9 protein-coding genes and 1 tRNA gene are annotated in these 10,065 nt (G+C 72.3%); 5 read left to right on the forward strand and 5 right to left on the reverse strand.

Annotation, left to right across the window (positions count from 1 at the left end; genetic code table 11):
• Together B0E53_RS28095 and B0E53_RS28100 are read left to right on the forward strand one after the other, a co-directional pair.
• A partial coding sequence (locus B0E53_RS28095; RefSeq protein ID WP_107078776.1) for a DUF4173 domain-containing protein occupies positions 1-1,570 on the forward strand: 1,570 nt, incomplete at its 5' end.
• A 159-nt stretch (positions 1,571-1,729) separates the two neighbouring features.
• Positions 1,730-2,797: a glycerophosphodiester phosphodiesterase family protein gene (locus B0E53_RS28100; RefSeq protein ID WP_107078777.1), complete on the forward strand. Its 1,068-nt coding sequence runs from the start codon at positions 1,730-1,732 to the stop codon at positions 2,795-2,797.
• A 55-nt stretch (positions 2,798-2,852) separates the two neighbouring features.
• Here B0E53_RS28100 and B0E53_RS28105 read toward each other — a convergent pair whose 3' ends face one another.
• Positions 2,853-3,194 (reverse strand): VOC family protein, encoded by a 342-nt coding sequence (locus tag B0E53_RS28105; RefSeq protein ID WP_107078778.1) that lies wholly within the window; start codon positions 3,192-3,194, stop codon positions 2,853-2,855.
• A gap of 28 nt (positions 3,195-3,222) precedes the next feature.
• The gene (locus tag B0E53_RS28110; protein ID WP_107078779.1) at positions 3,223-3,867 is read right to left on the reverse strand and encodes a dihydrofolate reductase family protein; all 645 of its coding nucleotides are present in this window, start codon (positions 3,865-3,867) and stop codon (positions 3,223-3,225) included.
• 69 nt (positions 3,868-3,936) lie between these two features.
• On the opposite strand from B0E53_RS28110, the gene B0E53_RS28115 reads away from it, so the two are divergent.
• A complete protein-coding gene (locus B0E53_RS28115) occupies positions 3,937-4,458 on the forward strand; it encodes a helix-turn-helix domain-containing protein (protein ID WP_107078780.1) in 522 nt (173 codons plus the stop codon).
• A 178-nt stretch (positions 4,459-4,636) separates the two neighbouring features.
• Here the strand turns inward: B0E53_RS28115 and B0E53_RS28120 are convergent, their stop codons facing one another.
• From B0E53_RS28120 to B0E53_RS28130, 3 genes are all read right to left on the reverse strand, one after another.
• Complete coding sequence (locus B0E53_RS28120) at positions 4,637-7,333, reverse strand: IPT/TIG domain-containing protein (RefSeq protein ID WP_146167793.1); 2,697 nt, start codon at positions 7,331-7,333, stop codon at positions 4,637-4,639.
• Positions 7,334-7,758: 425 nt separating this feature from the next.
• A tRNA-Ala gene (locus B0E53_RS28125) sits at positions 7,759-7,831 on the reverse strand.
• A 90-nt stretch (positions 7,832-7,921) separates the two neighbouring features.
• Positions 7,922-8,512 (reverse strand): YqgE/AlgH family protein, encoded by a 591-nt coding sequence (locus B0E53_RS28130; RefSeq protein WP_091259972.1) that lies wholly within the window; start codon positions 8,510-8,512, stop codon positions 7,922-7,924.
• A gap of 132 nt (positions 8,513-8,644) precedes the next feature.
• Here B0E53_RS28130 and B0E53_RS28135 point away from each other — a divergent pair, with 132 nt between their 5' ends.
• Together B0E53_RS28135 and B0E53_RS28140 are read left to right on the forward strand one after the other, a co-directional pair.
• The gene (locus tag B0E53_RS28135) at positions 8,645-9,448 is read left to right on the forward strand and encodes an S-methyl-5'-thioadenosine phosphorylase (protein WP_107078782.1); all 804 of its coding nucleotides are present in this window, start codon (positions 8,645-8,647) and stop codon (positions 9,446-9,448) included.
• Positions 9,449-9,558: 110 nt separating this feature from the next.
• Positions 9,559-10,065: thiamine pyrophosphate-binding protein (locus B0E53_RS28140; RefSeq protein WP_246835638.1), on the forward strand; the 507-nt coding region annotated here is incomplete at its 3' end.

The following is a 10,065-nucleotide window of genomic DNA, read 5'->3' on the forward strand; positions in this document are numbered from 1 at the left end:
GGCGCAGCCCTGGGGCGGCTACCCGCCCGGGGCCGGCTGGACGCCCCGGCCGCGGACGCCCCGGACCTCGTTCCTCGGCGCGCGCTGGCCGGGCCCGAAGCCGGCCACCGGCCGGGCGGTCCCGCTCGCGGTGCTGGCCGGTGCGCTCGGCACCGCGTTCTTCGTGCCGCTGAGCCGGGTCGGCATCGGCTGGTTCCTGGGCTGGCTCACGCTGACCCTCGGCGTGCTGGTCGCGGTACGCCGGCGTACCGCCGAACTGCCCCGCACCGAGCGGCTGATCCGCGGCGGGTGGGCGGCGGCGGCGCTGGTCCTGCTGGCCGTGCTGGCCTTCCGCAACGCCTGGTGGCTGGTGACGTTCTGCGTGCTCGGCGCGCTGGGCTGCGCCACCCTGGCCATCGTCGGCGGCCGGCTGGTCCGCTCGATCCTGTTCGGCCTGCTCGCCACGCCGTTCGCGGCGTTCCGCGGCCTACCCTGGGTGCGCCGGCACGTCACCGCCTCACCGGAGGCCGGGACGGTCCGCAAGGTCACCGGCTCGGTGGTCGCCACCGTGCTGGTGCTGCTGGTCTTCGGCAGCCTGCTCTCCTCGGCCGACGCGGCCTTCTCCGAGATGCTGACCGCCGTCGTCCCCGAGGTCAACATCGGTACGGTGTTCCGCTGGATCTTCCTGGCCGCGGTCGGCGGGCTGATCGCGGTCGCGGCGGTCTACACCCTGGCCGCCCCGCCCGACCTCTCCACCGTGGACCGGCCGAGCGGCCGCCGGCTCGGCGTGCTGGAGTGGGCACCGGCCATCGGCGCGCTGACGCTGCTCTTCGTGGGCTTCGTGATCGTGCAGTTCACCGTGCTCTTCGGCGGCCAGCGGCACGTGCAGAAGGTCGCCGGCCTCAGCTACTCCGAGTACGCCCGCAGCGGCTTCTGGCAGCTCCTCTTCGTCACCCTGCTGACCCTGGCGGTGCTGGGCGGGGTGAGCCGCTGGGCAAGCCGCGAGCGGCCGGTCGAGCGCATCCTGCTGCGCGTCCTGCTGGGCCTGCTCAGCGCGCTCAGCGTGGTGATCGTCGTGTCGGCGCTGTCCCGGATGTGGACGTACCAGAAGGTCTACAGCTTCACCGGCGAGCGGATCTTCGTGATGGCTTTCGAGCTGCTGCTCGGCGCGGTCTTCCTGATGATCCTGGCGGCGGGCGTGCGGTGGCAGGGCCGGTGGATCCCGGGCACCACGGTGGCGCTGGCCGTGGCCATGCTGCTCGGCCTGGCCGTGCTGAACCCGGAGGACTATGCGGCGAAGCGCAACATCCTCCGGTACGAGCAGACCGGCAAGATCGACGCGTGGTACCTGCGGGCGCTCTCCGCCGACGCCACGCCCGCGCTGACCCGGCTTCCCGACCCGGTCCGCCGCTGCACGCTGAGCTGGGTCGCCGACGACCTCGAGGAGTCCGACCCCTGGTACGCCTGGAACCTGGGCCGGTACCGGGCCCGCCAGGCCCTCGACCTGGTCGGGCCGGACGCGATCGGCGGTCCGAAGGACTGCCGCCGGGCGGACCAGTTCGACCTGCCCAAGTCCCGCCGTACGCGCTGACGTCGCCGGCCGGGCCGCGGCACGCCGTGGCCCGGCCGGGGGCGCACCCGGCGCGTCCGCGAACGTTCACCGCCCCCTCACGTCAGGGCCACGGCGGACACCGAACCCGCACCTAGCTTCGGCTGCGCGAACGTCAACCGAGGTAGCGGAGGTTTTGCCATGTCCGTCCGTCAGCTCATGACGGTGCTGGCCGTCGGGGCGGTGCTGGCCGTGCCCACGGCCGCCCACGCGGCCCCCGTCGCCAACCCCGGCGTGCTGCCGCAGAAGACCCACTTCGACCTGCAGGCGCACCGGGGCGGGATCGGGCTGACCACCGAGGAGACCCTGGCCGGCTTCGCCAAGGCCATGCGCCTCGGCGTCACCACGCTGGAGCTGGACACCCAGGTCACCCGGGACGAGAAGGTGGTCGTCACGCACGACCGGCAGGTCAGCGCGCAGAAGTGCCGCGACACCGGCCCGGTGGCCCCGGGCGACCCGATGTACCCGTACGTCGGGAAGTACGTCAAGGACCTGACCCTGGCCCAGATCAAGACCATGGACTGCGGCTACCAGCAGCTGCCCGGCTTCCCGGAGCAGGAGCAGATCGCCGGGGTCCGGATGGCCGAGCTGCGCGACGTGCTGGGCCTGGTGAAGAGCTGGCGCGCACACCAGCTCACGCTGAACATCGAGACGAAGGTGGAGGCCGGCGCGCCCGAGCAGACCGCCCCGCGCGAGCTGTTCGTCCGCCGGGTCTTCGAGGAGATCCGCGCCTCGGGCATCGAGGACCAGGTCACCATCCAGTCCTTCGACTGGGGCGCGCTGCGGGTGATGCACCGGCTCGCGCCGCGGTGGCCGCTGGTCGCGCTGACCAACTACGACTTCCTCCAGGTCGGCAAGCCCGGCGCCTCGCCGTGGCTGGGCGGCCTGGACGCGGACGACTTCGGCGGCGACTTCGTCCGCGCGGCGGCCGCGATCCCCGGCGTGACCGCCCTTTCCCCGAACTACGGCTTCCCACAGAACGGCACGGTCGCCGACCCGGCCTTCCGCTTCTACCCGGACGCGAAGATGATCGCCGACGCGCACGCCCGCGGCCTGAAGGTCGTGCCGTGGACCTGCGACGACCCGGCCACCGTGGCGGCGCTCATGGACCTGGGCGTCGACGGGATCATCACCAACTACCCGAACCGGGTCCGGCAGCTCATGGCCGAGCGGGGCATGCGCCTGCCCAAGGCGTACCAGCCGCGCTGAGTCCAGCGGCGGCGTCCGTCCGGCTGGGCGGACGCCGCCACCGGGCCGGCCCCGGTCAGTCCGGGCCGCCGCCGAAGCCGATCTCGTTGCCGTCCGGGTCACGGAAGATGGCCTTGCGGACCCCGTTGCCGTAGGTCTCGCGCTCGGCCGGCGTCAGGCCCCGCTCGGCGATCTGCGCGAGACGGGCGTCGAGATCGTCGACGAAGACGGTGTGCATGGCGTGCCCGGCGTGCTCGGGCCGCACCTCGATGAACAGGTACCGGTGCTCGGCGATCTCCCACACCGCCTCGGTGTCGTTCGGCAGGAACGAGGGCGGGGCGCCGAGGAGTCGCTCGTACCAGGCCGCCGCCGCGCGGTAGTCGCGGACGGGGAGACCCGCGAACAGATCTACGGTCATGAGGCCATGCTAGGGATGAGCCGGGGGGTCAGCGTCGCCAGAACAGGAGGTGGGTGACACCGCTCGGGCTCGGCACCGACTCGATGTGGAAGCGGTCGAGCAGTTCGCTGTGGCTCTCCCACAGTCGCTCGCCCCGACCGAGGTCGACGGGCGCGACGGCGACGTGCATCTCGTCGATCAGGTCGGCCTCGAGGAATTCGCGGATCGTGGCCACTCCGCCACCGAGCCGCACGTCCCGACCCGCGGCGGCCTCCTTGGCGCGTGCCAGCGCCTCGGCCGGGCTCGCGTCGAGGAAGTGGAAGGTGGTGTCCGCCAGCGTGAACGACGGGCGCTCGTGGTGGGTGAGCACGAAAACCGGCACGTGGAACGGCGGGTTGTCCCCCCACCAGCCCTGCCACTCGTGGTTCTCCCAGGGGCCACGCTGCGGGCCGAACTTGTTGCGGCCCATGATCTCCGCGCCGATGTTGCGGTCGTAGTCGCGAACGATGTAGTCGTCCAGGCCGCGGGTGCCCCCGGGCTCCGTGCGGTACTGGAAGCTGGCGGTGGCGGCGCGCCAGGAGAACAGGGCGGTGGGGTCCGCGTGGCCGAAGGGCCGCTCCAGGCTCTGCCCCTCGCCGGCGCCGAAACCGTCCCGCGAAACGATGAAGCACTGCACCCTCAAGAGCTGTGGCACGGATCCCCCTCGGAGCCGACGACCTCTGGTTGCGACTTACAACCGGTAGCACCGTACTACACTGGTGGCATGCCGCAACCAGTAGCCGCGGGTCGGCTGCCCGTGCCGGCCGGGAAATCGGGGTGCCCGATCAACCTGACCGTCGAGCTGCTGGGCGACCGATGGAGCCTCGTCGTCCTGCGGGACGTCATGTTCAGCGGCCACCGGCACTTCCGGGAACTGCTGACAAACTCGATCGAGGGCATCGCCTCGAACATCCTCGCCAGCCGCCTGTCGAAGCTCGTGGACGCGGGCCTGCTCAGCCGGCACGAGGACCCGAGCCACCGGCAGAAGATCGACTACCGCCTCACCGAGGCGGCCATCGACCTCGTGCCCCTCATGGCGCACCTCGGCGCATGGGGCTCCCGATGGCTCCCGACCTCGCCCGCGCTGTCGATCCGCGCGGAACTTCTCGCCGAGGGTGGCCCGGAGATGTGGAAGAGGTTCATGGCCGAGCTCCGGGCCACGCACCTCGACGGCCGACCGCAGCCCACCGACGGCGTCCTGGCCGAACTGACCCGGGCCTACGAGCGCGTGGCTTCCGGAGGCTGACGCAGATCAAATCGTGCTGGGCAGCCGCTTCAGAGGGCTGGGGAAGCGGCCGCCGGACCGTGGGCGGTTCAGGGGGCCTCAGGTAACCGGCCGCCCACCGCATGCGCCAGCAGGTCCGCCGCGCGCCGCCTCGCCGCCCTGCAGGACGGCGAGGCGGCGCGCATGCCGGTCTGGCGCGCTAGGTGCGTACGGTCACCGGTGTGCTGGTGGCGCGGCCGTCGGCGTAGCCGGCCTTCACCGCGATCACGGTCACGGTGACCGTCTTGTCGCGCATCGCGGCCGTCAGCGTGAGCGTCTTCGTCGTCGTGCCGGTCAGAACACCGCCCACTCGCCACTCGTAGCGGTACGAGTCGGGGGTCGGGGACCAGGTTCCGGTGCTCGCCTGCACGGTCTGGCCGACCCGGGGCGTGCCGGTGATCGTCGGTTTGACCGTGGCCGTCGGCGCCGCGCCCTTGGCGACCGGGGCGGTGGCCTTCGAGGTCGCCTGCCCGGGCGAGTAGCCGGGCTTGGTCGCGGTGACCGTCACGGTCAGCCGCTTGCCCAACCGGGACGCCGGGATCACGTACGTCGAGCCGGTCGCTCCGCTGATCGCGGTCCCGTCGGCGGCCCACTGGTAGGTGTACGCCGTGGCGGTCGGACTCCACTGCCCGGTCGAGGCGCGTACCGTCGCCCCGACGGCCACCGTGCCGGTGATCGTCGGCGCGGTCACCGACCGGATGGCCGGTGCCGCGGTGATCGAGAAGGCGTCGGCGAGCGACACCGCGTCGCTCCAGTCGTTGGGCCGCACCGAGACGGACGCCTTGCCCGCGGCGGCGGAGGTCAGATCCACGTCGGCGGTGAGCGTCCGATGGTCGGCGGAGACGCTCTGCACCGTCGCGGTGAGCGGCGACCCGCCGGCCGGGGTGACCGTGACCTGATCCTCCTGGTGGAAACCGCTGCCGGTCACGGTGATCGTGCGTACGCCGCCCGCCGCGACCGACGCCGGCGACACCGACGTCACGGTCAGCGGGTCGGGTGCCACGTAGAAGGAGTAGTAGGTCTGCAACGACTCGACGCCGTCCGCCGTCAGGCTCTTCACGTAGAGCGTGTGGTAGCCGGAGTCCGGCGGCGTCCAGGTGATCGTGGCCGTGCCGTCCGCCTCCGCTCCGACCGTGCCCTCGGCGCCGGCGACCTGGTACACGTACTTCACCGCGCCGGGCTGGCGGGGCTTGAAGGTGAAGGTGCCGGGTGCGATCTTCCCGGAGCCCGACGAGGGGAAGTCCGTCGAGACGACCACCGGGGAGTCGGTGACGGACCAGGAGGTGCCGCCCTCCGTGGTCTGCACGCCGGCGGCGTTCCGGGCGACCACGGTGACGTAGGTGTATCCGCGCTTCGTGAGCGTGTAGCTGAACGTCACGGTGCCGTCGGCGGCGGCCGGCAGCACCTGCCGGGTGGCCGGGTCGCGGTTGAGGAGCACCTCGTAATCCGCGACGTTCGCCATCTCGGTACGCGCCGTGAAGGTGGCCGTCGACCCCACCACGTCGCCGCCGCTGCGGGTCACCGACGGGCTGGCGCCCCACACGGAGATGGAGATGAACCGCGGCTCCGACAGGGTGCCGTCGGCGCTGCGGCTCTGCACCAGCAGGGCCTGCGTGTCCATGTTCTGGTTGGTGGCGGTCCAGGTCAGATCGGCGGTGCCGTCCGCGCCGGCGGGCAGGACGGTCTTCTGGTCGGGCTCGTTCCCGCTGCCGTCGCGGCGCCAGTAGAGGTAGGACTCGACGTCGGGCATGCGCGGAGCCAGGTGGAACCGGAGGGACGACCCGATGATCACGGCCCGGTCGACGTCGCCGGTGACCTTGGGCGCGTTGTCGACCACGAACGTGTAGGCCCGCTCCGGATGGACCGCGCCGTCCCGGGCGACGCTCCGCACGTACAGGGTCTGCCGGCCGGCCCTCGTCGGGGCGATCATCGCGGTGGCCCTGCCGTCGGTGCCGGCCGCGATCGAGCCGGACGGGCCGTCGCCGTCGATACGCCAGGCGAACGACTCGGTGTCCGGGACGTTGCTGGTGAGCTCGAACGCCCCGGGCACGCCGACGCCGTAGTCCAGGTTGGTGCCCCAGTCCGGGTACGCGGCGGAGAAGACGGAGGGCCGCGTCTCCCGTACCCAGAACTCGTAGACGTTCGGCTCCGACCAGTTCCCGGCGCGGTCGACGGCGTACACGGTGACCGAGTGGTAGCTCGCGGCCTCCGGCGTCCAGGTGACGGTCGCGGGCCCACCGAGGCTCGTGGCCGGCACCGTCACCCAGTCGTCGCCCGTGCCGGTCTCGCTCGAGTAGAAGTGGTACCGGTAGCTCTCGGTGTCGTCGGAGACCGAGGTGAAGGTGAAGGTTCCGGGGTCGCCGACCTCGCCGCCGGCGTTCTCCCCACTTCCCGCCGGGTACTTCGTCGAGGCGACGGCCGGCGCCGGACCGCCGGTGCGGTCGAGCGTGAAGTAGCAGGTGTCGCTCCACGGCGAGGCGTCGTCGCCGTCGAGGACGCGGACCCGCCACGCGTACGTGACGCCGTCCAACTGGCGCGCGGGGTCCTCGAGCTGGACGTAGACCCGGTTGTTCCGCTGGTCGACCCCGTCGCGCCACTGCTGCGGCTCGTCCGGCTTGGTGACGTCCCACACCTGGAAGTCGGCCTGCGGGTCGGCGCTCTGGGGCGTGCCGGTCCAGGAGCCCTGGAGCACGACCGCGTGGGCGTCGTTGAGCCGGTCGGGGCTCAGGTAGGGCCCGGGTGTCTCCGTAGCGCAGGGCTGGCCGGCGGTGGTGAGTTCGGTCGGCCCTCCGACATCGGCGGCGGCCGGGGTGGCGCTCGCGCCGACCACCGTCCCGCAGCCGACCACGATTGTCATGGCGATTGAGAAAAAGCGCCGCAAAGCGCGCGCGTGGGCACGCATTCGGTCCTCCCCCGTGATGATGGCGGGCAATACGATGAGCGCCCGCGGGGGAAGGATCGCACGGACGGCAGACATAGACGAGACCCGCTTCTCCGATCAGGACGGTTGGCTGGCACCGGCGGCCGATCGGCCCAGCAGCGGCTCGGGCACGCCAACGTCGCCTTCGCGCCGAAGACCTACGCACTCGCAGGACGAGGCTCCGCGAGCCACCGGTGGCGGCCTACGGCACACCGGGGCAGAAGCCGGCAGGAAACGACAGCTTGTGGCGAGATGTGACACGCGAAGCCGATGTGAGAAACGGTGAGACGCCGGGCCGAAAAACGAATCAGCGGCCCGGTCGATGATCACTCGACCAGGCCGCTGACCTGCTATTTCAAGGGTGGAGCCGAGGGGACTCGAACCCCTGACCCCCACACTGCCAGTGTGGTGCGCTACCAGCTGCGCCACGGCCCCTTGCGGTGTCCCCGGTCGCCCGGGCACGCAGAGAACTATACACACGCCGGTCGGCATGGTCATCTCGCGGGGGTACCCCCGGCCGGTGGCTCAGTTCAGGGCCACATCCGGCGGGAAGTGGGCGACCGCCGCCATCATGCCGCCCTGCCGGCGCAGCACCATCGGCCAGAGGTCGTCCGGGCGGTCGACGAAGGCGTCACCCGGGAGGGCGTCCAGCACGAACCAGGACCCGTCCTCGATCTCCCGCTCCAGCTGACCGGCGCCCCAGCCCGAGTAGCCGGCGAAGACCCGGATCCCGCCGACGGCGTCGCGCAGCTTCTCCGGGTCGACCGAGAGGTCGATGGTGCCCACCGCGCCGGAGACCCGGTGGAAGCCCTTCACCGGCTTGATCGGGTGGCGCATCCGGGCCAGGCAGATCGCCGAGTCGGGCTGCACGGGGCCGCCCTCGAAGAGCACCGCGGGATGGCGGGCCAGGTCGCTCCAGTCGCCCAGGACGTCGGCAACCGGCACCTCGGTGGCCCGGTTCAGCACCACGCCGAGGGCGCCGCCGGGCTCGTGGGCGACGAGCAGCACGACCGTGCGGTCGAAGTTCGGGTCCTTCAACGCAGGCGTCGCGACCAGCAACCGCCCGGTCATGGAATCCATGGCTCGGCCACCGATCGCCTGTCCCTCACCCTGCATGTCCGACACCCGTCAGCCGTACGCCGCGACCAGCCGCGCTGTCATCGCCATGCAAGGCACCATAGCCTGCGGTCCGCCCGCTGGCTAAGGTCTGACCGGCGGGTGATCGCGACGGAATCGAGGGAGGGTCGGATGGCGGCTACGGCCGAACTGGCGGTGATCGGCGGGTCGGGCCTCTACGCCCTGCTCGACGGCGCCACCGAGCACGTGCTGGAGACCCCGTACGGCGCGCCGTCGGACCCGGTCACGATCGCCGAGGTGGCCGGCCGGCGGGTGGCGTTCCTGCCCCGGCACGGACGCGACCACCGCTACCCGCCGCACCTGATCCCCTACCGGGCCAACCTCTGGGCGCTGCGCTCCCTGGGCGTACGGCAGGTGCTGGCGCCCTGCGCGGTCGGCGGGCTGCGACCGGAGCTGGGCCCGGGCACGTTCGTGGTGCCGGACCAGCTCATCGACCGCACCAGCGGGCGGGCCCAGACCTACTACGACCGCGGCGCGGTGCACGTGTCGTTCGCCGACCCGTACTGCCCGGCCGGGCGGCGGACGCTGCTCGACGCGGCGGCCGGGCGCGGCGTGCCGGCGGTGGACGGCGGGACGGTGGTGGTGGTCGAGGGGCCGCGGTTCTCCACCCGGGCGGAGTCGCGCTGGTTCGCCTCGATCGGCGGCACGGTGGTCAACATGACCGGGCACCCCGAGGCGGTGCTCGCCCGCGAACTGGCCCTCTGCTACACCTCGATCGCCCTGGTCACCGACCTGGACGCCGGCGTCGAGGCGGGCGGGTCGGTCACCCAGGAGGAGGTCTTCCGGGTCTTCGCGGAGAACACCGACCGGCTGCGCGGGGTGCTGCTGGACGCGGTCGCCGCGCTGCCCGCCGAGCGGGACTGCCCCTGCGGGCGGGCGCTGGACGGGATCAAGCTCCCGTTCCCGCTGCCCTGAGCGTCGGGAACCGGCCGAAAAGTCGACCCGGGCCCGATAGATTCGGCTGGTCGGGACACTGATCACCGGGCCGTCTCCCGGCACGCGCGGGGGACGGGAGGCAGCCGGCGATGGCAACGGTCCGCGACACGACCTACGACCTGCTCCGCGCGCTGGGCCTGACCACCGTCTTCGGCAATCCCGGCTCCACCGAGGAACCCTTCCTCAAGGACTTCCCGGCCGACTTCCGCTACGTGCACGCCTTGCAGGAGGCGTCGGCGATGGCCATGGCCGACGGCTACGCGCAGGCCACCGGCCGCCCCGCGCACGTCAACCTGCACACCGCCCCGGGTATCGGCAACGGCATGGGCAACCTGGTCACCGCCTGGCACAACAAGACGCCGCTGATCGTCACCGCCGGCCAGCAGACCCGGGAGATGCTGCTCATCGAGCCCCGGCTGGCCAGCCCCCGGGCGGTCGAGCTGGTCGAGCCGTACGTCAAGTGGGCGCACGAGCCGGCCCGCGCGCAGGACATCCCGGCGGCCTTCATGCGGGCGTACGCCTCGGCGGTGCAGCCCCCGGCCGGGCCGGTCTTCCTCTCCCTGCCGATGGACGACTGGGGCCGGCCCGCCGGCCCG

Origin of the sequence: Micromonospora sp. MH33, assembly GCF_003013775.1 — a bacterium.
GTDB classification, from domain to species: Bacteria; Actinomycetota; Actinomycetes; order Mycobacteriales; family Micromonosporaceae; genus Micromonospora; species Micromonospora fulviviridis.

Excerpts from the sequence above, each read along its gene's own strand:
- B0E53_RS28130 (WP_091259972.1), bottom strand. The coding sequence starts at position 8,512 with ATGCAGGGTGAGGGACAGGCGATCGGTGGCCGAGCCATGGATTCCATG.
- B0E53_RS28120 (WP_146167793.1), bottom strand. The coding sequence starts at position 7,333 with ATGACAATCGTGGTCGGCTGCGGGACGGTGGTCGGCGCGAGCGCCACC.
- B0E53_RS28105 (WP_107078778.1), bottom strand. The coding sequence starts at position 3,194 with ATGACCGTAGATCTGTTCGCGGGTCTCCCCGTCCGCGACTACCGCGCG.
- B0E53_RS28135 (WP_107078782.1), top strand. The coding sequence starts at position 8,645 with ATGGCGGCTACGGCCGAACTGGCGGTGATCGGCGGGTCGGGCCTCTAC.
- B0E53_RS28115 (WP_107078780.1), top strand. The coding sequence starts at position 3,937 with ATGCCGCAACCAGTAGCCGCGGGTCGGCTGCCCGTGCCGGCCGGGAAA.
- B0E53_RS28100 (WP_107078777.1), top strand. The coding sequence starts at position 1,730 with ATGTCCGTCCGTCAGCTCATGACGGTGCTGGCCGTCGGGGCGGTGCTG.